25 protein-coding genes are annotated in these 22,039 nt (G+C 68.2%); 18 read left to right on the top strand and 7 right to left on the bottom strand.

Annotated features, from left to right (window positions below; genetic code table 11):
* Window positions 1–9: 9 nt before the first annotated feature.
* Complete coding sequence (gene sucT / locus K0O64_RS13730; protein WP_096311405.1) at window positions 10–2,151, bottom strand: acetyltransferase SucT; 2,142 nt, start codon at window positions 2,149–2,151, stop codon at window positions 10–12.
* A gap of 127 nt (window positions 2,152–2,278) precedes the next feature.
* Here sucT and K0O64_RS13735 point away from each other — a divergent pair, with 127 nt between their 5' ends.
* From K0O64_RS13735 to K0O64_RS13750, 4 genes are all read left to right on the top strand, one after another.
* Window positions 2,279–3,571, top strand: coding sequence for an adenosylmethionine--8-amino-7-oxononanoate transaminase (locus K0O64_RS13735; protein ID WP_096311406.1), 1,293 nt, complete (start codon window positions 2,279–2,281; stop codon window positions 3,569–3,571).
* An 85-nt stretch (window positions 3,572–3,656) separates the two neighbouring features.
* The gene (locus K0O64_RS13740; protein ID WP_096312855.1) at window positions 3,657–4,805 is read left to right on the top strand and encodes an 8-amino-7-oxononanoate synthase; all 1,149 of its coding nucleotides are present in this window, start codon (window positions 3,657–3,659) and stop codon (window positions 4,803–4,805) included.
* Window positions 4,802–5,479 (top strand): dethiobiotin synthase, encoded by a 678-nt coding sequence (gene bioD, locus K0O64_RS13745; protein ID WP_096311407.1) that lies wholly within the window; start codon window positions 4,802–4,804, stop codon window positions 5,477–5,479. Before K0O64_RS13740 ends, bioD begins: the two co-directional genes overlap by 4 nt.
* A gap of 1 nt (window position 5,480) precedes the next feature.
* Window positions 5,481–6,002: a 2'-5' RNA ligase family protein gene (locus K0O64_RS13750; protein ID WP_096311408.1), complete on the top strand. Its 522-nt coding sequence runs from the start codon at window positions 5,481–5,483 to the stop codon at window positions 6,000–6,002.
* Here the strand turns inward: K0O64_RS13750 and K0O64_RS13755 are convergent.
* Together K0O64_RS13755 and K0O64_RS13760 are read right to left on the bottom strand one after the other, a co-directional pair.
* Complete coding sequence (locus K0O64_RS13755; protein ID WP_071945057.1) at window positions 5,995–6,330, bottom strand: MmcQ/YjbR family DNA-binding protein; 336 nt, start codon at window positions 6,328–6,330, stop codon at window positions 5,995–5,997. The genes K0O64_RS13750 and K0O64_RS13755 overlap by 8 nt on opposite strands.
* On the bottom strand, window positions 6,327–6,905 hold the full coding sequence (locus K0O64_RS13760) for a TetR family transcriptional regulator (protein WP_071945055.1): 579 nt from the start codon (window positions 6,903–6,905) through the stop codon (window positions 6,327–6,329). The genes K0O64_RS13755 and K0O64_RS13760 overlap by 4 nt, the downstream gene beginning before the upstream one ends.
* A 71-nt stretch (window positions 6,906–6,976) precedes the next feature.
* On the opposite strand from K0O64_RS13760, the gene bioB reads away from it, so the two are divergent.
* Genes bioB through K0O64_RS13775 form a run of 3 tightly spaced genes read left to right on the top strand, consistent with a single transcriptional unit; the run spans window position 6,977 to window position 8,789 of the window.
* Window positions 6,977–7,969 (top strand): biotin synthase BioB, encoded by a 993-nt coding sequence (gene bioB, locus K0O64_RS13765; RefSeq protein WP_174714187.1) that lies wholly within the window; start codon window positions 6,977–6,979, stop codon window positions 7,967–7,969.
* Window positions 7,969–8,196 carry a biotin synthase auxiliary protein BsaP gene (bsaP, locus tag K0O64_RS13770; RefSeq protein WP_096312856.1) on the top strand — a complete coding sequence of 76 codons (228 nt, stop codon included), beginning with the start codon at window positions 7,969–7,971 and terminating at the stop codon, window positions 8,194–8,196. Before bioB ends, bsaP begins: the two co-directional genes overlap by 1 nt.
* A complete protein-coding gene (locus K0O64_RS13775; RefSeq protein WP_071945049.1) occupies window positions 8,193–8,789 on the top strand; it encodes a DUF2567 domain-containing protein in 597 nt (198 codons plus the stop codon). Before bsaP ends, K0O64_RS13775 begins: the two co-directional genes overlap by 4 nt.
* Here K0O64_RS13775 and K0O64_RS13780 read toward each other — a convergent pair.
* Together K0O64_RS13780 and K0O64_RS13785 are read right to left on the bottom strand one after the other, a co-directional pair.
* Window positions 8,755–10,089 (bottom strand): lipase family protein, encoded by a 1,335-nt coding sequence (locus K0O64_RS13780; protein WP_071945047.1) that lies wholly within the window; start codon window positions 10,087–10,089, stop codon window positions 8,755–8,757. The two genes, K0O64_RS13775 and K0O64_RS13780, sit on opposite strands and share 35 nt — an antisense overlap.
* 43 nt (window positions 10,090–10,132) lie before the next feature.
* A complete protein-coding gene (locus K0O64_RS13785; protein WP_071945045.1) occupies window positions 10,133–10,825 on the bottom strand; it encodes an NUDIX hydrolase in 693 nt (230 codons plus the stop codon).
* Window positions 10,826–10,873: 48 nt separating this feature from the next.
* On the opposite strand from K0O64_RS13785, the gene nadA reads away from it, so the two are divergent.
* The 3 genes from nadA to nadC are packed head-to-tail and all read left to right on the top strand — an operon-like array spanning window position 10,874 to window position 14,339.
* Entirely contained in the window at window positions 10,874–11,923 is a 1,050-nt protein-coding gene (nadA, locus tag K0O64_RS13790) for a quinolinate synthase NadA (protein WP_071945043.1), read from the top strand.
* Window positions 11,920–13,485 (top strand): L-aspartate oxidase, encoded by a 1,566-nt coding sequence (locus K0O64_RS13795; RefSeq protein WP_071945041.1) that lies wholly within the window; start codon window positions 11,920–11,922, stop codon window positions 13,483–13,485. The genes nadA and K0O64_RS13795 overlap by 4 nt, the downstream gene beginning before the upstream one ends.
* Window positions 13,482–14,339: a carboxylating nicotinate-nucleotide diphosphorylase gene (gene nadC / locus K0O64_RS13800; protein ID WP_071945039.1), complete on the top strand. Its 858-nt coding sequence runs from the start codon at window positions 13,482–13,484 to the stop codon at window positions 14,337–14,339. The genes K0O64_RS13795 and nadC overlap by 4 nt, the downstream gene beginning before the upstream one ends.
* Window positions 14,340–14,351: 12 nt before the next feature.
* Here nadC and K0O64_RS13805 read toward each other — a convergent pair whose 3' ends face one another.
* Both K0O64_RS13805 and rhtB read right to left on the bottom strand, forming a co-directional pair.
* The gene (locus tag K0O64_RS13805; protein ID WP_071949864.1) at window positions 14,352–14,765 is read right to left on the bottom strand and encodes a nitroreductase family deazaflavin-dependent oxidoreductase; all 414 of its coding nucleotides are present in this window, start codon (window positions 14,763–14,765) and stop codon (window positions 14,352–14,354) included.
* 10 nt (window positions 14,766–14,775) lie between these two features.
* Complete coding sequence (gene rhtB, locus K0O64_RS13810; RefSeq protein ID WP_071945037.1) at window positions 14,776–15,411, bottom strand: homoserine/homoserine lactone efflux protein; 636 nt, start codon at window positions 15,409–15,411, stop codon at window positions 14,776–14,778.
* Window positions 15,412–15,489: 78 nt separating this feature from the next.
* On the opposite strand from rhtB, the gene hisD reads away from it, so the two are divergent.
* The 8 genes from hisD to hisI all read left to right on the top strand — a co-directional run bounded on the left by hisD (window position 15,490) and on the right by hisI (window position 21,916).
* A complete protein-coding gene (gene hisD / locus K0O64_RS13815; protein WP_071945035.1) occupies window positions 15,490–16,818 on the top strand; it encodes a histidinol dehydrogenase in 1,329 nt (442 codons plus the stop codon).
* A gap of 5 nt (window positions 16,819–16,823) precedes the next feature.
* Window positions 16,824–17,951 (top strand): histidinol-phosphate transaminase, encoded by a 1,128-nt coding sequence (locus K0O64_RS13820; protein WP_071949863.1) that lies wholly within the window; start codon window positions 16,824–16,826, stop codon window positions 17,949–17,951.
* Entirely contained in the window at window positions 17,948–18,556 is a 609-nt protein-coding gene (gene hisB, locus K0O64_RS13825; protein ID WP_071945033.1) for an imidazoleglycerol-phosphate dehydratase HisB, read from the top strand. The genes K0O64_RS13820 and hisB overlap by 4 nt, the downstream gene beginning before the upstream one ends.
* Window positions 18,553–19,185, top strand: a complete 633-nt coding sequence (gene hisH, locus K0O64_RS13830) for an imidazole glycerol phosphate synthase subunit HisH (protein WP_071945031.1) — start codon at window positions 18,553–18,555, stop codon at window positions 19,183–19,185. Before hisB ends, hisH begins: the two co-directional genes overlap by 4 nt.
* Window positions 19,186–19,920 carry a bifunctional 1-(5-phosphoribosyl)-5-((5-phosphoribosylamino)methylideneamino)imidazole-4-carboxamide isomerase/phosphoribosylanthranilate isomerase PriA gene (gene priA / locus K0O64_RS13835; protein WP_071945029.1) on the top strand — a complete coding sequence of 245 codons (735 nt, stop codon included), beginning with the start codon at window positions 19,186–19,188 and terminating at the stop codon, window positions 19,918–19,920. It abuts the gene before it with no gap.
* Entirely contained in the window at window positions 19,920–20,723 is an 804-nt protein-coding gene (locus K0O64_RS13840; RefSeq protein WP_071945027.1) for an inositol monophosphatase family protein, read from the top strand. Before priA ends, K0O64_RS13840 begins: the two co-directional genes overlap by 1 nt.
* Window positions 20,723–21,496, top strand: coding sequence for an imidazole glycerol phosphate synthase subunit HisF (hisF, locus tag K0O64_RS13845; RefSeq protein WP_071945025.1), 774 nt, complete (start codon window positions 20,723–20,725; stop codon window positions 21,494–21,496). Before K0O64_RS13840 ends, hisF begins: the two co-directional genes overlap by 1 nt.
* Before the next feature lie 72 nt (window positions 21,497–21,568).
* A complete protein-coding gene (gene hisI / locus K0O64_RS13850) occupies window positions 21,569–21,916 on the top strand; it encodes a phosphoribosyl-AMP cyclohydrolase (RefSeq protein ID WP_071945023.1) in 348 nt (115 codons plus the stop codon).
* Window positions 21,917–22,039 lie beyond the last annotated feature (123 nt).

Genomic DNA, 22,039 nt, shown 5'->3' on the forward strand with positions numbered 1-22,039 from the left:
CGCAAGTTGTCACCACCAACCGGTGGCCGCCCCCAGTTGCCTGCCCAGCTCCGGGATCAGCGTGCGCATGTACGTCGCGGAGATGTGATGAGAGTCGTGGTAGACGAGAACATTTCCTTCGACCGCGCGGCACACGTCGCGACGGCACACCGCATCGCTGAGGTCGAGGACCCGCATCAGCGGGAAGATCGGAAGAAAATCCAGGGTCTGGTTGCGATCGGAGAGCACCTCGGATCGTTTGATTCCGCAGGACTCCGCATCGCCACCCTTGGCCAGGCAGTCTGTCGGGAAGAACGGCTCGCCGTTGCGCACCAGCCACGGTGTGTCCCGCATGGCCAGGATCGGAATGTTGTTGTCCGACAAGGTTTGCCAGATCCCGATATAGGTGGCGGGCATGACGTCGCCGGGCTTGATGTTCCACGGCCGCGTCGAGGTCGTGAACACGAAACTGGGGCGGTCGCTGATCAGTTTGGCCATCACCCGCTCGTTCCACTCGTGGCAGTTCGGGTAGGGCCGGTTATCGCCCATCACGAGCGGCTCCTGCTCGGTGGTCAGCGGACAACCCATCTTCAGGTAGGTGACGACCTTGAAGTGATGCGTCTTGGCCAGCGCGTCGAGGGCGGTGATCCAGTGCTCGGCGTGCGACCCGCCGGCCAGCGCGATGGTTCTGGTCGCGGACAGGTCGCCGTAGGTGCAGTTGATGACGCCGACGTTGTCGAAATCACTGATACAGCCGTCGTTGGTGGACTCGGGCAGGTCGTTCTTGGCCTCGAGCACCGTGGGTCGCATCGGCAGCTTCGGGACGCGAGCGTGTTCGGTCAGCGCGCGTGCTCCCGGGTAGCCCACGGTCGACAGCGTCACCAGCTCCTTGCCGTGCGAGCGCTGCACCGTCACGTGCTCTCGCCAGGTGAATGACGTCGCGGTGAGGGCCACGCCGAGCATCGCGACGGTGGTGCCCAGCGCGATCGTCGGCCGGCGCAGGCGGGTGCGCCAAGGGATGCTGGGCTGCGGTGTCACCGGCGCCGTCGCGCCGCGCCGGAACCGCAGCGGTTCCTCGATGAACCGCATCGTGAGGTAGGCCAGCACGCCGGAGATCGCGAGGATGACGGCACCGTCCACGAACCCGGCCCGGCTTCCGTCGGTCGAGGCGAGCCAGAAGATCAGCAGCGGCCAATGCCACAGATAGAGCGAGTACGCCATCGTGCCCAGGGTGACCAGCGGGGCGGACGACAGCAGCCGGTTGGGCAGCGGCAGCCGGTCGGCGGTCGACGGCCGCGCGTGGCGGTTCGCCGCGGCCAGGATCATCAGCACGGTCGCCCCGACCGGCACCAGCGCCCATGGGCCGGGAAACTCGCGGACCCCGTCGATCAGTGCGCCACACGAAACGATCGCCGCCAGCCCGACCGTGGCGGCCACGGAGCGAAACCACATCGGCCACCGGATGTAGGGCACCGCCGCCCCGACGAGCACGCCCAGCAGCAGCTCCCACGCGCGGGCGAAGCTGTTGTAGTAGTTGGCCGTCTGATCAGTGACGTGCAGGACGGCGGCAAAGCTGAATGACGCGATGGTGAGCACAGCCAGCAAAGCCACGAACGTGCCGCGCAGACGCGCACCAAGGCGACGTCTCAGCAAATATGCGAACGCGAAAATAAGAATGAGGAACGACAGGTAGAACTGTCCCTGAACAGACATCGACCAGATGTGCTGCAGTGGGCTGACCGCCTCACCGGCCCGCAGGTAGTTCGACTCCGTCGCCGACAGCTCCCAGTTCTGGTAGTACGCCAGGCTTGCCAGGCTCTGGTCAGCAAAGGTTTCCCAGCGGGTCTGGGGTTGTATGAGGATGGTCAGAACCGCGCCGGCGGCAAGCACGACGACAAGTGCGGGCAGCAGTCTGCGAACCAGTCGGCGGATCTCTGGCCAGGGCGACAGCGAAGAGTCGGGATCCAGGGCAGTGCGCAACAGGGAGCCGCCGAAGAAGAAGCCGGACAGCACCAGGAAGACGTCGACGCCGCCCGACACACGCCCGAACCAGACGTGAAACACCGCCACGAGCGCGATCGCCAACCCCCGAAGGCCGTCGAGATCGTGGCGGTAGAACCCCGATTTTCGCGAGCCCATCACGGGCGGGCGGGTCGGGCTGAGGGTCAACATGATCGGAACTCAATCTACCCAACCCGGGTATTCTTCTCATCCGCAGCGAACCGCGCGTCGGAGCTACGGATTCCGTTGAGCAAACGGCTGCAGGGGTGGTGACCGAGCTGGACTAGGCTCACACAGCGTGTCGGCGTTGACCCCCCAACAGATCAGCGAGATCGACGCCGCGCACATCTGGCACCCGTACAGCACGATCGGCGCCGAGGCCATGGCGCCGGTGGTTGCCACCCGTGCCGACGGCGCGTGGCTGACTCTGGTGCGCGACGGCACCGAGATCCGGGCGATCGATGCGATGGCTTCCTGGTGGACGGCGGTGCACGGGCACGGCCACCCGGTGCTCGACGCGGCGCTGAGCCGCCAATTGTCGGTGATGAACCACGTGATGTTCGGCGGGCTCACGCATGAGCCGGCGGCGCGCCTGGCGCAGCTGCTGGTCGACATCACCCCTGCGGGTTTGGACACCGTGTTCTTCTCCGACTCCGGGTCGGTGGCCGTCGAAGTCGCGGTGAAGATGGCGCTGCAGTATTTCCGCAGCGCGGGCCGCTTCGGCAAGCGCAAGCTGATGACCTGGCGTGGCGGATATCACGGCGACACGTTCACCCCGATGAGCGTCTGCGATCCCGACGGCGGCATGCACTCGCTGTGGACAGACGTGTTGGCGCCGCAGGTGTTCGCCCCGCCGGTGCCGGGCGACTACGACCCCGCCTACATCGCGGCCTTCGAGGCGCAGCTTCTCGAGCATGCCGAGGAACTCGCCGCCGTCATCGTCGAACCAGTGGTTCAGGGCGCGGGCGGGATGCGCTTCCACGACCCCCGCTATCTGACCGACCTGCGGGCGATGTGCGACCGCGCGGGTGTGCTGCTGATCTTCGACGAGATCGCCTCCGGTTTCGGGCGTACCGGGGAATTGTTCGCCGCCGACCACGCCGAGGTCAGCCCAGACATCATGTGCGTTGGCAAGGCGCTGACCGGGGGATACGTCACCCTGGCGGCGACGCTGTGCACGCTCGACATCGCGCGCACGATCAGCGGCAGCGAGGCGGGCGCGCTGATGCACGGCCCGACCTTCATGGCCAATGCACTGGCGTGCGCGGTGTCGGTGGCCTCGGTGGAACTGCTGCTCGCGCAGGATTGGCGCGCCCGGGTCGCCGAGATCGGCGCCGGGCTGGCCGAAGGGCTGGAGCCGGCGCGGGCGCTGCCGTCGGTCGCCGACGTCCGGGTCCTCGGTGCGATCGGGGTGATCGAGACGCGCGAGCCGGTCGACCTCACCGTCGCGACCCCGGTCGCCCTGGACAACGGTGTCTGGCTGCGGCCCTTCCGCAACCTCATCTACGCGATGCCGCCGTTTATCTGCACCCCCGCCGAGGTAGACCAGATCACCTCGGCGATGGTCGCCGTTGCCCGTGCACTGGGTTAAATGACGCGACTCCTCACCCCTCGTGCCTCGGTGCTCTTCGTCACGCTAACCTGAACGGTGTTCAAGTAGCGTCGGAGGAGTGCCCGTGACACGCGTCGGTCTGTCCCCACTGGCCTGGCTCGACACCGTCGAGCAGCAGCGCCGGGAGGCCGGCCTGCGCCGATCCCTGCGAACGCGGCCGGCGGTGGCCACCGAACTGGACCTGGCCTCCAACGACTACCTGGGCCTGTCGCAACATCCCGCGGTCATCGACGGCGGGGTGGCCGCGCTGCGCACCTGGGGTGCCGGATCCACCGGCTCCCGGCTGGTCACCGGCAACACCGAACTGCACGAGGAATTCGAAAGCGCGCTGGCCGATTTCGTCGGCGCCGAGGCCGCGCTGGTGTTCTCCTCCGGCTACACCGCCAACATCGGCGCCACCGTTGCGCTGTCCGGCCCAGGTTCGCTGATCGTGTCCGACGCCCTGTCCCACGCCTCCCTCGTCGACGCCTGCCGACTGTCCCGGGCCCGCGTCGTCGTTGCGCCGCACCTCGATGTCGACGCGGTCGAGGCCGCACTGGCCGGCCGCGACGAAGACCGGGCACTGGTCATCACCGAGTCGGTGTTCAGCACCGACGGCGCGCTGGCGCCGCTGCGCCGACTGCACGAGGTCTGCCGCAAACACGGGGCACTGCTGCTGGTCGACGAGGCGCACGGGCTCGGGGTGCGCGGTGTCGGCGGCCGCGGCCTGATCCACGAGGCCGGCCTGGCGGGGTCACCCGACGTGATCATGACGACGACCATGTCGAAGTCACTGGGCAGCCAGGGCGGCGCGGTGCTCGGCCCAGCTGCCGTGCGCGACCACCTCATCGATGCCGCGCGGACGATGATCTTCGACACCGGGCTGGCGCCCGCCCCTGTCGGCGCCGCATTGGCCGCGCTCACCGTGCTGGCCGCCGAGCCGCAGCGGGCCACCGCCGTGATTGACCGGGCGCGGGAATTGGCACAAATGTGCGACGTACCCGAGAAGCCCGAATCTGCCGTCGTCTCAGTCATTCTCGGCGACCCGGAAATCGCGGTGGCCGCGGCGACCGCATGCCTGGATGCCGGGGTTCGGGTGGGCTGCTTCCGGCCGCCGACGGTGCCCGCGGGGACCTCGCGGTTGCGGCTGACCGCGCGGGCGTCGCTGACCGACGATGAGATGGATACCGCGCGCCAGGTCCTGACGTCGGTATTGGCGGCGCGGCCGAGATGAGCGTCCTGGTCATCACCGGCACCGGGACCGGAGTGGGAAAGACCGTCGTGACGGCGGCGCTGGCCTGCCACGCCCGGGTCGCCGAGCGGGACGTCGCGGTGTGCAAGCCCGTGCAGACCGGCACGGCCGACGGTGACGACGATCTGGCCGAGGTCGGCCGGCTTTCCGGCGTCACCGAACTGGTCGGTGTCGCCCGCTACCCGGAGCCGCTGGCACCGGTGGCGGCCGCCGAGCGCGCCGGCCTGCCCTTGCCCAGCACCGAAGAGTTGTTGAGCGCCGTGCGCGGGGTGGACCGCCCCGGGCGACTCACGCTGGTCGAGGGAGCGGGCGGCTTGCTGGTGGAGCTGACTGCCGACGGCGCGACGCTACGCGATCTCGCGGTCGAGCTGGCCGCTCCGGTGCTCGTCGTCGTCGAGCCCGGTCTCGGCACACTGAATCACACCGCCCTGACCTTGGAAGGGCTCGCCGCCAAAGGCCTTTCGTGTGCCGGTCTGGTGATCGGTGCCTGGCCGGCACAGCCCGGCCCCGCGGAGAAGTCCAACCGCGAGGCGCTGGCCCAGTTGGCTCCGGTGCGGGCCGCACTGCCGGCCGGGGTGGCCGCGGTGTCGCCGAACGACTTCGCGTTGTTCAGCTCCCGCGCATTCGACCCGGACTGGGTCGCCGGCCTGATCTGAGATGGCACATTCGATCGAGTTGCTCCTCGACGATCGCGCCGACGCCGCCGTCCGAGAATTATGGCGCGCCCTGGATGAGGCGGGTCTGCCCAGCCAGCAGAGAGTCCGCTCGGATACCAACCGACCGCACATCACCCTGATCGCTGCGGAGCGCATATCACCCGACGTGGACACCGGGCTGGCGGAACTAGACGACCTCTTCCCGCTACCCACCACGCTGGGCGCGCCAGTGGTTTTCGGCGGCGGCCGGCTGACTTTGGCACGGCTCGTCATCCCGTCAGAGGCAGTGCTGGCCCTGCATCGCCGGATCTACGAGCTGTGCCAGCCATACGTCTGGAATCTCTTCTCCCACAGCGCACCCGGCCACTGGACCCCGCATGTCACGCTGGGCCGCCGCTTGACGCCAGCGCAGATCGGTGAAGCGCTCGCCAGAGCGGGGATCAGCTCCGACATAGAGGCAGGGATTGTCGGCCTGCGCCGCTGGGACAGCGATGCTCGGACCGAACACGTCTTGATCAGTTGATCTGCGCTGCAATACTTTTCGGTACGCACATCTTCCAGCCGTCGATCACCAGCTCGCGAACCTCGTCGAGGTCGACCGCGTCCAGCCGGACGTGGATCCAGTTGTAGCGCATGTCCGATGTGCGCGGCAGCAGGAACTTCTCCGGTTCGGCCGCCACCATTGCCTCGCGTTCCTCCTTGGGGAAGCCCACACCCATCACGGTCTCGTCGCGGGAGAACGCCGCAAACACCAGTCGTCCGGCCCGGAACGTGATGCGGTCGCGGACAACGGTTTCGTAGGCCCGCGGCAACGCAAGCGCGATCGGTCGCACCTGGTCGACGGTGATCACACCGGCAGGATCCGTCGTGCCGCGATTCCGTCGACCAGCAGCTGCACCCCGAAGTCGAATCGCCGTCCGGGATCGGCGCCGAGGACGGATTGTTCATCGGGCAGGTCGGCGCCGGCGGCATCCCACTGCAGTCGGGACTGCTCGTCGGCGGTGAAGCCCAGCACGTAATAGAGGACGGTGCGGGCGGCGGTCGCGGCGTGCGCCGAATCGACACCGGCGACGGCGGCCGCATCGGCCAGCCACGACAGGATTTGGGCCATCGCCTCGGACTGGCCGGCGGCGAAGCTGGCCGATACCAGCTCGGCGCCGTCGGTGTGGGAGAGCAAGGCATCGCGCAACTGGCCGCAGATCGCCGCGACGCGTACGCCCCAGTCGGCCGACACGTCGTCGACATTGGCCAGGATGCGGTCGGCCACCGCGCCGAGCAGCTGCTGCTTGTTGGCGAAGTGCCAGTACAGCGCGCCGGGGGAGACCGCAAGCTCGCGGGCCAGCCGCCGCATCGACAAATCCGCCATGCCGTAGTTGTCCAGCAATGTCGTCGCCGCGTCGACCACGTCGCGTTTGTGGAGCTGCACACCGGTAGCCTAGCCTGACCACTGTTCAAGTTCGCAGTACCGAGGAGGACGAGCCGGTGACGCAGGCAGCGGTGGACGTATTGGCACTGGCACGCGAGCAGGTGCTCGAGCGCGGCGAAGGTCTGAATCGCGATCAGGTGCTCGAAGTCCTGCAGCTGTCCGACGACCATCTCGAAGAACTCCTGGCCCTGGCCCACGAGGTCCGGATGAAGTGGTGCGGACCCGAGGTCGAGGTCGAAGGCATCATCAGCCTGAAAACCGGTGGCTGCCCGGAGGATTGCCACTTCTGCTCGCAGTCCGGTCTGTTCGCTTCGCCGGTGCGTAGCGCCTGGCTGGACATCCCGAGCCTGGTCGAGGCAGCCAAGCAGACCGCCAAGTCCGGTGCCACCGAGTTCTGCATCGTCGCCGCTGTGCGCGGTCCCGACGAGCGCCTGCTGGCGCAGGTGGCCGCAGGCATCGAGGCCATCCGCAACGAGGTCGACATTCAGATCGCCTGCTCGCTGGGCATGCTCACGCAGGACCAGGTGGATCGTCTCAAGGAGATGGGTGTCCACCGCTACAACCACAACCTGGAAACCGCGCAGTCGTACTTCCCGAACGTCGTCACCACGCACTCGTGGGAAGAGCGGTGGGGCACGCTGGAGATGGTCCGCGAGGCCGGCATGGAGGTGTGCTGCGGCGGCATCCTCGGTATGGGTGAGACGCTCGAGCAGCGTGCCGAATTCGCCGCCAATCTGGCCGAACTCGACCCGCATGAGGTGCCGCTGAACTTCCTCAACCCGCGACCCGGTACCCCGTTCGGTGACCTGGAGGTGCTGCCCGCGTCGGAGGCACTCAAGGCCGTGGCCGCATTCCGTCTCGCACTGCCGCGCACGATGCTGCGGTTCGCCGGCGGTCGCGAGATCACGCTCGGCGACCTGGGCGCCAAGCAGGGCATCCTCGGCGGCATCAACGCCGTCATCGTCGGGAATTACCTGACCACACTGGGCCGTCCGGCCGAGTCGGATCTCGAGCTGCTCGAAGATCTGCAGATGCCGATCAAGGCCCTCAACGCCAGCCTGTGATGGTCGAACAGTTGCCCGCACCGGTGAGTGCCGGGATCTACAACGTCTATACCGGGGAGCCAGCGGGCAGCGCGGTCCCCACCGCGGCGCAGCTGGGGCTCGAACCGCCCCGCTTCTGCGCGGAGTGCGGGCGCCGGATGGTGGTCCAGGTACGACCGGACGGGTGGTGGGCCAAGTGCTCGCGGCACGGCCGGGTCGACTCCCATGATCTCGAGGCCCAAAAGTGAAGCGGCAGAAGGCAGCTCTCACTGTCTTCCTGGGCCTGACGCTGGCCGGCGCGGTGGTCGGTGCGGTGTGGGCACTGCTGGCGCCGTCGGCGCACGGGGTGATCGCGCTGACCCGCTCCGGTCAACGGGTGCAGACCTACCTCGGCAGCGAATCCGATCACCTGTTCGTGTCGGCGGCGTTGCTCGTCGGCCTGCTGACCTCGATGGCGATTGTCGCCGCAGTCCTGGTGTGGCAGTGGCGCATTCATCGCGGCCCGCTGCTGGCGACGGCGCTGTGGATGGGGTCGGTGGCCTCCGCCGGTGCCGCCGCCGGAGTCGGTGCGCTGCTGGTGCGTTGGCACTACGGGCCGGTGCCGTTCGACACCGCGCCGGTGAGCCCGGAGCATCGGATCTTCTACTATTCCGAGGCCCCGCCGGTGTTCTTCGCCCACGGCCCGCTGCAGATCGCGACGACGCTGCTGTTCCCGGCCGCGATCGCAGCGCTGACGTATGCCTTGCTGGCGGTGGCCACCCCGCGTGACGATCTCGGGGCTTTACCGCCGATGGAACGCGTGCTGGTTACAGCGGGCGGAACGGAACCCGGCCGCCGGTGACAACCCGGGCGACGATTCCGCCCAGGCGCATCATGCCCGCGTAGGTCATCGGGTTGAGCAGCGTCGGCCACTTGGTCCGCACGATGTGCTCGTCGATCGGGCGCTGGGCGAACCGATCGGTCAACCAGCGCAACGTCATCGGCGCCGACATCGGGTGCAGCAGCATGTGCTCGCTGAACATGTCGCGGTGGTAGGTCACCCGCGCGCCGCCGGCCGAGTAGGTGTGCACCAGGTCGTCGATATCGTCGACATCGATCACCGAGTCGTGCACGGCCTGGACGATCAGCACCGGAAGGTCGGGCACGGCCTTGCCCAGTTTGATGTTGTCGAAGACGTATTGCACCTCGGGCGTCGCCAGGATCTCTTCCAGCGGCGGGTGCACCAGGTCGTCGAAGTCGGTGCGGAACAACCGGATGACGGCCTCCGCGGTCGTCATTTTTTCCAGCCGCCGTAACAGCGCCAGTCCTTCTTCGGTGGCGTTCTGCTCGATGACGCGGTTCAGATCCGGGTAGGTCTTGGCCAGTGCGGACACCACCAGCGCGGGCAACGCAGCCAGGTAGGAGCCGTTGAGCTTGCGGAACGTGTGGCCCAGGTCGCCGACCGGCGAGCCGAGAACGGCACCGACAAGGTTGAGCTCAGGCGCGTAGTCCTCGTGCATCTCGGCCGCCCACGCGCTGGCCAATCCGCCGCCGGAGTAGCCCCACAGCCCGATCTGGCTGTCCGCGGCGAGGCCGAACCGCTCGAAACCGAGCGCGGCCCGCAAACCGTCCAGGACGGCGTAGCCGGGTTCATAGGGTGCACCCCAGATGCCGGCCGGACCCTCGTGGTCCGGAACGGACACCACCCAGCCCTCGGCCAGCGCGGCCGCGACGAGCAGATACTCCAACTGGGGCAGTGAGCCGACGGCCTTGGCATGCCGGCGCATGGCGTACGACGGGAAGCAGCGCGAAGCCACGGCGTCGATGGCGCACTGGTAGGAGACGATGTTGCGGACCTGGTCGGGGGTGTGACCGGTCGGGATGAGCACGGTGGTGACGGTGGCCTGGGGCAAACCGTTGTGGTCCGTGGTGCGGTACAGCAGCTGGGTGGCCCGCACCCGCTGCGGGATCAGTCCGAGAAAACCCAGCTGGACGTCGCGTGAACGCAGCACGGTGCCGGGTTCGGCGTGCTCGAAGCCGGCAGGCGGTTCGTAGAAGGGATCGTCACTCGGCAACAGGGGATGCGCACCACGCTCGAGCTCCTCGTGCGGGGCGCGGCCGATCCATTCGGGGCTCGGCGCCCCTGTGCTCACCGGATGCATCCCACCCTTTTTACCTTAAGAAGGGTCTAAGAAGCCAGCCGACTCACCCGGGAGGGCGCAACGCGGCAAACTCGTCGGTCACCCTCAACTGCGAGTCGGTGAAGCGATACAGCGCTGCCGGACGCCCGCCGCTGCGGCCGGGATGTGCCGTCGTCCCGGTCGGTGTGATGACGCCGCGACGGGCCAGCACGCGCTGCAGATTCGTGGCGTCGACCTGGTAGCCGAGGGCGGCTCCGTAGATGTCGCGCAACGTCGAAAGCGCGAATTCCTTTGGCGTCAGCGCAAATCCGATATTCGTGTAGGAGAGCTTGGCGACCAGTCGGGTTCGCGCGTACTCCACCATCGGGCGGTGGTCGAAGGCCATCTCCGGCAGGTCGCTGACCGGATGCCAGCGGGTGTCCGGGGGAAGTTCGGGGGAGGCGACCGAGGGCACCAGGCCGAGGAATGTCGACGCGATCGTGCGAACACCAGGCGCCCGTCCCGGGTCGGAGAAGACAGCGAGCTGTTCAAGATGAGCGATCTCGCGCACGTCGACCTTCTCGGCAAGCTGACGGCGTACCGAACTCGTCAGATCCTCGTCGGCGCGAAGGCGGCCGCCGGGCAGTGACCATTTGCCACGCTCGGGCTCCAGGGCGCGCTGCCATAACAGCACGTTAAGGGCGGGTTTACGGGAGTGTGCGTCGCCAACCTGGAATACGACGGCAAGCACTTCGTGTTCGGTGCTAGTATGAGGCACGTTTTCGATTGTAAGTCGAAAACCTCGAAAGCGAGACAGGAGGCGGAAATGACCGTCTTGGATCGTGCAGACGCCGTCGATAACGGACTCGTCGACCGCATCACCGACGGGCCCGGGGGTTACACCGGCGTGAACGGTGACGAGGAATGGGCCGCTGAGATCCGCCGGTTGGCCACCTTGCGCAACGCGACCATCCTGGCGCACAACTACCAGCTACCGGCCATTCAGGATGTCGCCGACCATGTCGGTGACTCGCTGGCGCTGTCGCGAATCGCCGCCGAGGCCGCCGAAGAGACCATCGTGTTCTGCGGCGTGCACTTTATGGCCGAGACCGCCAAGATCCTGAGCCCCGAGAAGACGGTGCTGATCCCCGACCAGCGCGCGGGCTGCTCGCTGGCCGACTCCATCACCGCTGAGGAGTTGCAGGCCTGGAAGGACGAGCACCCCGGTGCCGTTGTGGTGTCCTACGTCAACACCACGGCCGCGGTGAAGGCACTCACCGACATCTGCTGCACCTCCTCCAATGCCGTCGAGGTGGTGGCCTCCATCCCCGCCGACCGCGAGGTGCTGTTCTGCCCGGACCAGTTCCTCGGCGCACACGTGCGCCGGATGACCGGCCGGACGAATCTTCACGTGTGGGCCGGTGAGTGCCACGTGCACGCGGGCATCAACGGCGATGAGCTGGCCGACCAGGCCCGCACTCACCCCGACGCGGAGCTGTTCGTGCACCCCGAATGCGGTTGTGCCACCTCGGCTCTGTACCTCGCCGGCGAAGGCGCCTTCCCGTCGGACCGGGTCAAGATCCTGTCCACCGGCGGCATGCTCGACGCAGCCAAGGCATCGCACGCCAAGCAGGTGCTGGTCGCGACCGAGGTCGGCATGCTGCACCAATTGCGCCGTGCCGCACCGGGTATCGACTTCCAGGCCGTCAACGATCGGGCGTCCTGCAAGTACATGAAGATGATCACCCCGGCCGCCTTGCTGCGCTGCCTGGTCGACGGCGCCGACGAGGTGGACGTCGATCCCGAGACCGCCCGGCTGGCCCGCACCAGCGTGCAGCGGATGATCGAGATCGGTCAGCCCGGCGGCGGCGAATGACCCGCTCCTTCGCCTGCGGTGCCGGCGCCGCAGGTGTGGACTGGCAGCAGCGCGCCGATGTCGTGGTGATCGGCACGGGCGTCGCCGGTTTGGCCGCGGCGCTGGCCGCGCACCGAAAGGGCTGTCGTACAGTCGTTTTGAGCAAGGCGCCCGACACCGCGACGTTCTACGCACAGGGCGGGATCGCGGTGGTGCTACCGCACACCGACGACTCCGTGGACGCGCACGTCCGTGACACCCTGGCCGCCGGCGCCGGGTTGTGCGATCCCGATGCGGTGCGCTCGATCGTCGCCGACGGCTACCGCGCGGTGGCCGACCTGGTTGACGACGGCGCCCGGTTCGACGAGAGCGCTCCCGGCCAATGGGCACTCACCCGTGAAGGCGGTCACTCGCGCCGCCGCATCATCCACGCCGGCGGCGATGCCACGGGCGCCGAGGTGCAGCGCGCACTCGACCACGCGGCCGCCACCTTGGACATCCGGCGCAATCACGTTGCGCTGCAGATCCTCAGCGACGGGACGGCGGTCACCGGCGTCCTGGTCCGCAATGCGGACGGCATCGGCATCGTGCACGCCCCGTCGGTCATCCTCGCCACCGGCGGGCTGGGTCACCTCTACCGGGCGACGACCAACCCGGAAGGCTCCACCGGCGACGGCATCGCGCTGGCCCTCTGGGCCGGCGTCGGTGTCACCGACATCGAATTCGTCCAGTTCCATCCGACGATGTTGTTCGACCGCGACGGCACCGGGCGTCGACCGCTGATCACCGAGGCGCTGCGCGGTGAGGGTGCGGTCCTGCGCGACGCCCGCGGTCAGTCGGTCACCGCCGGTGTGCATCCGCTGGGCGATCTGGCGCCCCGCGACGTCGTGGCCGCGGCCATCGAGGCCAGGCTGCGCGAAAGCGGTGACGAGTGTGTGTATTTGGACGCGCGTGGCATCCAGAACTTCGCCCGACGCTTCCCGACGGTGACCGCGGCCTGCCGCGCCGCCGGGATCGACCCCACCAGTGAACCGATCCCGGTTGTGCCCGGTGCGCACTACAGCTGCGGTGGGGTGGCTACCGACGTCCACGGTCGTACCGAGCTGCCGGGGCTGCTGGCCGCCGGCGAGGTCGCTCGCACCGGCATGCACGGCGCCAACCGGCTGGCCTCCAACAGTCTGCTGGAAGGCCTTGTCGTCGGCGGCCGTGCCGGCCAAGCGGCCGTCGAGCACGCCCGCAACGTCGGTGCGCCGGTGGCCAAAGCGCAAGAGCAGCAACACAATGCGCTCGATCGGCGGGTACTGCAGACCGCGATGACCGAATTCGCCTCGGTGGTCCGCGACGGTGCCGGACTGCAGCGCCTCACCGACACCCTCGCCGAGGCCAAACCCAGGCGGATGACCACCCGCGCGGCCGCTGAGGACGTCGCACTCACCACGACCGCCCGCGCGGTGGCGGCAGCGGCGTTGGCGCGCACCGAATCCCGCGGCTGCCACCACCGCGGCGATCACCCCGAACCCGATCCCGCACAAGCCTTCAGCCGCACGCTGCACGGCGACCACGCGGCGGCCTGCCTGCGATGAAGCTCACCGACGACGAGCTCGCCGAAGCTCGCATCACGATCCGCCGTGGGCTCGACGAGGACCTGCGTTACGGCCCCGACATCACCACGTTGGCCACCGTGCCCGACGACGCCACCACCTCGGCATCGCTGGTGTCGCGCGAACCCGGTGTCGCCGCTGGAATCGACGTGGCGCTACTGGTTCTCGACGAGGTGCTCGGCGCGAACGGCTACCAGGTCGTGGACCGGGTGGACGACGGCACCCGGCTGGAAGCCGGTGCGGCGCTGCTGCGGGTGCAGGCACAGACCCGCGGCCTGCTGACCGCCGAACGGACGCTGCTCAACCTCGTGTGCCACCTGTCCGGCATCGCGACCGCCACCGCGGCGTGGGTCGACGCGGTCGAGGGCACCAACGCCAAGATCCGCGACACCCGCAAGACCCTGCCGGGCCTGCGGGCACTGCAGAAATACGCGGTGCGTGTCGGTGGCGGCGTCAACCACCGAATGGGCCTCGGCGATGCCGCGCTGATCAAGGACAACCACGTCGCGGCCGCCGGCTCGGTCGTCGCCGCCCTGCGGGCGGTTCGATCCGCGGCGCCGGACCTGCCCTGCGAGGTCGAGGTCGACACCCTCGAACAGCTCGACGAGGTGCTCGCCGAGGACGTGCAGCTGATCCTGCTCGACAACTTCCCGGTGTGGCAGACCCAAATCGCCGTCCAGCGTCGCAACGCGAACGCACCGGGTGTGCTGCTGGAGTCGTCGGGCGGCCTGAGCCTGGACACCGCCGGCGAATACGCCGGGACCGGGGTGGACTACTTGGCCGTCGGTGCGTTGACTCACTCGGTGCGGGTCCTCGACGTCGGTCTGGACCTCTGACCGAGGTCTGACTCAGGCGATATCGGCGACGAACGCGCCGACGCCGCGTTTGACCCCATTGCGGGCGATGCCCGGCAGTGAGGGGTTGTCGGTGCCCGCCGGCACCACCCGCGGGTTCACCAGGTGCAGATCCTGGCGCTTGTGGTGGATGTCGGCCTCGCCGGCGGCCAGGATGTTCTTGACCCAGTTGGTCTTGCCGTGCGCCAGCAGGATGGCCAGGGTGTCGCCCTTGCGATAGGCCGAGACGACGGTTTCGTACTGCTTGCCCGAGGTGCGGCCGCGGTGCTTGATGACCGACATGCCCGGCATGTACTTGGCCAGCGGCTTCACGGCCGGATTGAAGTACTTGATCTGGAATTTCTCGAACCAGACGGGGAACCGCATCGGCACGCCGGGGGCGTTGTTCGGGTGATCCTTGGTCGACATGGCGCCCACGTTAGGCGGCCGCGCCCCGGCGCACCAGGGACAGCACCACCGCCGCGGCCGCGAACAGGCCGGAGAACGTGCGGTTCATGGCCCGTTGCTGGCGTGGTGTGCGCAGCCAGCCCAGGAGCCGGGCCGCGAGCCCGGTGTAGGCGCCCATCACCACCAGGTCGACGACCACCATCGTCGCGCCGATCGCCAGGTACTGCGGCAGCAGCGGGGCCGTGGGAACGAGGAATTGGGGGAGCACCGCCAGCAGGAACACCAGGCCCTTCGGGTTGGTGACGTTGACCAGACAGCCGCGGACCAGCAGATTGAGCCGGCCGGCACTGATTTCGGCGCTGAGTTGTTCGCCGAGGTCAAAGGGCTTGCTCCGCCATTGGCGGACGGCGAGATAGATGAGGTAGACCACGCCGATCCACTTGATCACGGTGAACGCGACCACCGACTGCGCCACTGCCGCGCCCAGTCCGACCGCGACGGCCGCGAGTTGCAGCATCAGGCCGATCTCCAGTCCGGTGATGCTCCAATAGCCGCGCCGCAGACCGTGCGTCAGACCGGTCGCCATGGACTGGATCGCGCCCGCCCCGGGCGACACACTGATGGCGATTGCGGCGCCGACGAACGCCAGCCACAGCTCCCATTGCATAACCGCAGTATCCGGGCCATCGCGACGTGTACTCAATCGATTTTTATTCGGGTGCATCGATCGGGGACAATTGAAGCGATGACCAGCTTCGCCATGAACCGGATCGACCTGCGCGGCCGCGCGCTCACCGCCGCGTCGCTGCGTGCGGCGCTGCCCCGCGGCGGCGTGGACGTCGACGCCGTGGTCCCCAAGGTCCGGCCGATCGTCGACGATATCGCCGAGCGCGGCGCGGTCGCGGCTTTGGAGTACGGCGAGAAGTTCGACGGTGTGCGTCCCGACACCGTGCGCGTTCCGGTCGCCGCACTGGCCGATGCACTGGCCGCGCTGCCTGCCGATGTGCGCACCGCGCTGGAGGTGGCGATCGATCGCACCCGCGCCGTGCACGCCGACCAGCGCCGCACCGACACCACCACCTTGTTCGACTCCGGCGCCTCGGTCACCGAACGCTGGGTCCCCGTGGAGCGGGTGGGCCTCTACGTACCGGGCGGCAACGCCGTCTATCCGTCGAGCGTCGTGATGAACGTGGTGCCCGCCCAGACCGCCGGTGTCGACTCGCTGGTGATCGCCAGTCCGCCGCAGGCCGACCATGGAGGCCTGCCGCACCCGACGATTCTGGCGGCGGCCGCGCTGCTCGGTGTCGACGAGGTCTGGGCCGTCGGCGGTGCGCAGGCCGTCGCACTGCTGGCCTACGGCGGCACCGACACCGACGGTGCCGAGCTGGCACCGGTCGACATGGTCACCGGTCCGGGCAACATCTACGTCACGGCAGCCAAGCGGATCTGCCGTTCGCAGATCGGGATCGACGCCGAGGCCGGACCCACCGAGATCGCGATCCTGGCCGACCACACCGCCGACCCGGTGCACATCGCCGCCGATCTGATCAGCCAGGCCGAGCACGATGTGATGGCCGCCAGCGTGCTGGTGACCGACAGCACCGAGCTGGCCGAGGCCACCGAAGCCGAGCTGGCCGTGCAGCTGGAAACCACCAAGCATCGCGAGCGGGTCACCGAGGCGTTGCGTGGGCGGCAGTCTGGCATCGTGCTGGTCGACGATGTCGACACCGGCGTGCAGGTCGTGAATGCTTACGCCGCAGAACATTTGGAGATCCAGACCGCCGACGCCAATGAGGTGGCCGGCCGGATCCGCGCGGCCGGGGCGATCTTCGTCGGGCCCTGGTCGCCGGTCAGCCTCGGCGACTACTGCGCCGGGTCGAACCACGTGTTGCCGACCGCGGGCTGTGCCCGGCACTCCAGCGGCCTGTCGGTACAGACCTTCCTGCGCGGCATCCACGTCGTCGACTACACCGAGGCGGCGCTCAAAGACGTTGCCGGTCATGTGATCACCCTCGCCAAGGCAGAGGACCTGCCGGCCCACGGGGAAGCGGTCCGCCGGAGGTTCGAACGGTGACGAACATCCCCGGAGCCGGTGTGACGCTGGCTGATCTGCCGCTGCGCGATGACCTGCGCGGTAAATCTCCGTATGGTGCACCGCAGCTCGATGTGCCGGTGCGGCTGAACACGAACGAGAACCCCCACCCGCCGAGTAAAGCTCTCGTCGACGACGTCACCCGCTCGGTGGCGGCGGCCGCCGCCGACCTGCACCGTTACCCCGACCGTGACGCCGTAGCGCTGCGCGCCGATCTGGCCGCCTACCTGCGGGCTCAAACCGGCGTCGAGGTGGGTACCGAGAACCTCTGGGCGGCAAACGGATCCAACGAAATCCTGCAGCAGCTGCTGCAGGCGTTCGGCGGCCCGGGCCGAAGCGCGATCGGTTTCGTGCCGTCCTACTCGATGCACCCGATCATCTCGAACGGAACCCAGACCGAGTGGATCGAATCGGTACGCGCGGCTGACTTCACCCTCGATGTCGACACCGCGGCGACCGTCATCGCCGCCCGTGACCCCGATGTGGTGTTCATCGCGAGCCCGAACAACCCGTCGGGACAGAGCGTTCCGCTGGAGGACCTGCGACGGCTACTTGACGTCATGCGCCACGGCATCCTGATCGTCGACGAGGCCTACGGTGAGTTCTCCAGCCAGCCCAGCGCGATCGCGTTGATCGAGGAGTACCCGTCCCGGCTGATCGTCAGCCGCACCATGAGCAAGGCGTTCGCGTTCGCCGGCGGCCGGCTCGGTTACCTGATCGCTGCCCCGGCGATCATCGATGCCGTCCTGTTGGTCCGGCTGCCGTATCACCTCTCGGTGGTCACCCAGGCCGCCGCGCGCGCCGCGCTGCGCCACGCCGACGACACGCTGGGCAGCGTCGCCACGCTGATCGCTGAACGGGAACGGGTCAGTGCCGCACTGAGCGAGTACGGATTCCGCGTCATCCCCAGCGACGCCAACTTCGTCTTGTTCGGCGAATTCGCCAACGCGGCGAAGGCCTGGCAGCACTACCTCGACGACGGCGTCCTGATTCGTGATGTCGGCATTCCCGGATATTTGCGCACCACAATCGGATTGGCCGACGAGAATGACGCCTTCCTGGCCGCCAGTGCACGGCTGGCCGCCTCCGAACTGGCCCACATAGGAGCACCATGAGCCGCACCGCAAAGGTCGAGCGCAAGACCCGCGAGTCCGACATCGTCGTCGAACTCGACCTCGACGGCACCGGTGACGTCAGCGTGCATACCGGTGTGCCGTTCTTCGACCACATGCTGACCGCGCTGGGCACCCATGCGAGCTTTGATCTGGCGATCACCGCCAAGGGCGATGTCGACATCGAAGGCCACCACACCATCGAGGACACCGCGATCGTTCTGGGCACCGCGCTGGGGCAGGCGCTCGGCGACAAGAAGGGGATCCGCCGATTCGGCGACGCCTTCATCCCGATGGACGAGACGCTGGCCCACGCCGCGGTCGACGTCTCCGGCCGCCCCTACTTCGTGCACACCGGCGAACCCGACTACATGGTCGACTTCACCATTGCCGGCTCGAGCGTCCCGTACCACACGGTCGTGAACCGGCACGTGTTCGAGTCGCTGGCGTTCAATGCCCGCATCTCGCTGCACGTCCGCACTCTCTACGGCCGCGACCCGCACCACATCACCGAGGCGGAATACAAGGCGGTGGCCCGCGCGTTGCGCCAGGCCGTCGAGCCCGATCCCCGGGTCTCCGGCGTGCCGTCCACCAAAGGCTCACTGTGACACCGGTTTCCCGCAAGAAGGATGTGGTCGTCCTCGACTACGGTTCAGGCAACCTGCGCTCGGCGCAACGAGCGCTGGAGCGCACCGGGGCAGACGTCGAGGTGACCGCTGACGCGCAGCGCGCGTTGAACGCCGACGGCCTGGTCGTGCCCGGGGTCGGCGCCTTCGAGGCGTGCATGACCGGCCTGCGCGGGATCGGCGGCGACCGCATCATCGCCGACCGGGTGGCCGCGGGCCGTCCCGTGCTCGGTGTGTGCGTGGGGATGCAGATCCTGTTCGCCCACGGCGTGGAGTTCGGGGTCGAATCGCAAGGGTGCGGACAGTGGCCGGGTTCGGTGACCCGACTCGATGCGCCGGTGATCCCGCACATGGGCTGGAACGTCGTCGAAGCGGCACCGGACAGCGTGCTGTTCAAAGGCTTGGACGCCGACACCCGGTTCTACTTCGTGCACTCCTACGCCGCACAGAAGTGGGAGGGTGCACCTGAGGCGAAGCTGACCTGGGCCAGTCACCATGTGCGGTTTCTGGCCGCCGTCGAGGACGGGCCGCTGTCAGCGACACAATTTCATCCGGAAAAGAGCGGCGACGCCGGTGCGGCGCTGCTCACCAATTGGGTTGAGGGGCTGTAAGTGCCACTGATTTTGTTGCCCGCCGTCGACGTGGTCGACGGTAAGGCGGTCCGTCTCCTGCAAGGTAAGGCCGGCAGCGAGACCGAGTACGGCTCGGCGCTGGACGCCGCGCTGACCTGGCAGCGCGACGGCGCCGAATGGATTCACCTGGTGGATCTCGACGCCGCGTTCGGCCGCGGCTCCAACCGTGAGCTGCTGGCCGAAGTGGTCGGTGCGCTCGACGTGAAAGTCGAACTGTCCGGCGGCATTCGCGATGACGAGTCGCTCAAAGCCGCGCTGGCCACCGGCTGTACTCGCGTGAACATCGGCACGGCTGCGCTGGAAAACCCGCTGTGGTGTGCCGCCGCAATCGCCGAGTACGGCGACAAGGTGGCCGTCGGTCTCGACGTGCAGGTCGTGGAGGGCGAGCACCGGCTGCGTGGCCGCGGCTGGGAGACCGACGGCGGCGACCTGTGGCATGTGCTGGAGCGCCTCGATAGTGAGGGCTGTTCGCGGTTCGTCGTCACCGACGTCACCAAGGACGGCACGCTCACTGGACCCAATCTCGACCTGCTCGAGGGTGTCGCCGAGTGCACCGACGCGCCGGTGATCGCCTCCGGGGGAGTGTCGAGCCTGGACGACCTGCGCGCGATCGCGACGCTGACCGACAGCGGCGTAGAAGGCGCGATCGTCGGAAAGGCGCTCTACGCCGGCCGATTCACGCTGCCGGAGGCGCTCGCCGCGGTGAGTCGGTAGTGGACCTCGACACGCTGGTGGCCCAGGCGGCCGCGATTCTGGACGAGGCGTCCAAGCCGTTCATCGCCGGGCACCGAGCCGACTCGGCCGTGCAGAAGAAGGGCAACGATTTCGCCACCGAGGTCGACCTGGCCATCGAACGCCAGGTCGTTCAGGCCTTGGAGTCGACGACCGGCATCGGCGTGCATGGCGAGGAATTCGGCGGTGCACCCATCGATTCCGAGCTGGTATGGGTGCTCGACCCGATCGACGGCACCTTCAACTACGCAGCGGGATCGCCGATGGCCGCGATCCTGCTGGGGCTGCTGCACAACGGCGAGCCCGTCGCCGGGCTGACCTGGCTGCCGTTCACCGATCAGCGCTACAGCGCGGTGGCCGGCGGTCCGGTGTACTACAACGGCGAAGCGCAACCGCCGATCGGGCACGGCGAGATCGGTCAGTGCGTCATCGGCATCGGCACGTTCAACGTCGACTGGCGGGGGCGGTTCCCCGGCCGTTATCGGCTGGCCGTGCTGGAGAACTTGAGCCGGGTCTGCAGCAAGCTGCGGATGCACGGCGCCACCGGTATCGATATCGCGTTCGTGTCGTCCGGAATCATGGGCGCGGCAATCAGTTTCGGCGACCACATCTGGGACCACGCCGCGGGGGTGGCGCTGGTCCGCGCCGCGGGCGGGATCGTCACCGACCTGTCCGGTGAGCAGTGGACGCCGTCGTCGCGGGCCGCGTTGGCCGCCGCGCCCGGCGTGCACGAGCACGTCATGGAGATCCTCGACCGGGTCGGACCGCCGGAGAACTACCTCTGATGGACGTTGCGGTGCGTGTGATTCCCTGCCTGGACGTCGACGCCGGGCGGGTGGTCAAAGGTGTCAACTTCGAGAACCTGCGCGACGCAGGCGATCCCGTCGAGCTGGCGGCCGTCTATGACGCCGAGGGCGCCGACGAGCTGACCTTCCTGGACGTCACGGCGTCCTCGTCGGGTCGCGCGACCATGCTGGATGTGGTGCGCCGCACCGCCGAACAGGTCTTCATCCCGCTCACCGTCGGCGGCGGTGTGCGCTCGGTGGAGGACGTCGACATGCTGCTGCGGGCCGGGGCCGACAAGGTCTCGGTGAACACCGCCGCGATCGCGCGCCCGGAACTGCTGGCCGAATTGTCGCGGCAGTTCGGCTCGCAGTGCATCGTGTTGTCGGTGGACGCCCGCACGGTGCCCGCGGGATCGACGAGCACCCCGTCCGGCTGGGAGGTCACGACCCACGGTGGTCGGCAGGGGACCGGGATCGATGCGGTCGAATGGGCCAGGCGCGGGGCAGAATTGGGCGTCGGCGAGATCCTGCTGAACTCGATGGATGCCGACGGCACCAAGGCCGGTTTCGACCTGGCGATGCTGCGTGCGGTCCGCAAGGCCGTCACGGTCCCGGTGATCGCCAGCGGGGGCGCCGGCGCGGTGGACGACTTCGCGCCCGCCGTGGAGGCGGGGGCGGACGCGGTGCTGGCGGCCAGCGTCTTCCACTTCGGCGAACTGACGATCGGTGAGGTGAAGGCGGCGATGGCACGCGAAGGGATCACCGTCCGATGAGCGCAGCGAAGAGGACGAATCGGGGGGGAGTCCGATGAGCGCAGCGAAGAGGACGAATCGGGGTGGCGTGCGATGAGCCTCGACCCGGATATCGCCAAGCGGCTCAAGCGCGATGCCAACGGCCTGTTCGCCGCGATCGCCCAGGAACGCGGCACCGGTGACGTGCTGATGGTGGCGTGGATGGACGACGAGGCGCTGGCCCGCACGCTGGAGACCCGCGAAGCCACTTATTACTCGCGGTCGCGGGGGGAGTACTGGGTCAAGGGCGCGACCTCCGGGCACACCCAGCATGTGCACTCGGTGCGCCTGGACTGCGACGGCGACGCGGTGCTGCTGGAAGTGGACCAGGTCGGCGGGGCATGCCACACCGGTGATCACAGCTGCTTCGACGCCGACCAGTTGCTCGGGCCCGAGAGCTGAGCACCGTCTTCTAGACGCATCCCAAGAAAATGTATGACCATTGCGGGGGCCACCGTGCCGGTATGGTCTAATTGCGGCGTTCTCGTTGACCTCCGTCATTAGTGGTCATACACTCGGGGCATA

Source organism: Mycolicibacterium pallens (genome assembly GCF_019456675.1).
GTDB lineage: Bacteria > Actinomycetota > Actinomycetes > Mycobacteriales > Mycobacteriaceae > Mycobacterium > Mycobacterium crocinum.

Coding starts and splice junctions, on each gene's coding strand:
- sucT (WP_096311405.1), bottom strand. CDS start 2,151: ATGTTGACCCTCAGCCCGACCCGCCCGCCCGTGATGGGCTCGCGAAAA.
- bioD (WP_096311407.1), top strand. CDS start 4,802: ATGAGCGTCCTGGTCATCACCGGCACCGGGACCGGAGTGGGAAAGACC.
- K0O64_RS13750 (WP_096311408.1), top strand. CDS start 5,481: ATGGCACATTCGATCGAGTTGCTCCTCGACGATCGCGCCGACGCCGCC.
- bsaP (WP_096312856.1), top strand. CDS start 7,969: ATGGTCGAACAGTTGCCCGCACCGGTGAGTGCCGGGATCTACAACGTC.
- K0O64_RS13780 (WP_071945047.1), bottom strand. CDS start 10,089: ATGCATCCGGTGAGCACAGGGGCGCCGAGCCCCGAATGGATCGGCCGC.
- nadA (WP_071945043.1), top strand. CDS start 10,874: ATGACCGTCTTGGATCGTGCAGACGCCGTCGATAACGGACTCGTCGAC.
- K0O64_RS13795 (WP_071945041.1), top strand. CDS start 11,920: ATGACCCGCTCCTTCGCCTGCGGTGCCGGCGCCGCAGGTGTGGACTGG.
- nadC (WP_071945039.1), top strand. CDS start 13,482: ATGAAGCTCACCGACGACGAGCTCGCCGAAGCTCGCATCACGATCCGC.
- K0O64_RS13805 (WP_071949864.1), bottom strand. CDS start 14,765: ATGTCGACCAAGGATCACCCGAACAACGCCCCCGGCGTGCCGATGCGG.
- rhtB (WP_071945037.1), bottom strand. CDS start 15,411: ATGCAATGGGAGCTGTGGCTGGCGTTCGTCGGCGCCGCAATCGCCATC.
- hisD (WP_071945035.1), top strand. CDS start 15,490: ATGACCAGCTTCGCCATGAACCGGATCGACCTGCGCGGCCGCGCGCTC.
- hisB (WP_071945033.1), top strand. CDS start 17,948: ATGAGCCGCACCGCAAAGGTCGAGCGCAAGACCCGCGAGTCCGACATC.
- hisF (WP_071945025.1), top strand. CDS start 20,723: ATGGACGTTGCGGTGCGTGTGATTCCCTGCCTGGACGTCGACGCCGGG.
- hisI (WP_071945023.1), top strand. CDS start 21,569: ATGAGCCTCGACCCGGATATCGCCAAGCGGCTCAAGCGCGATGCCAAC.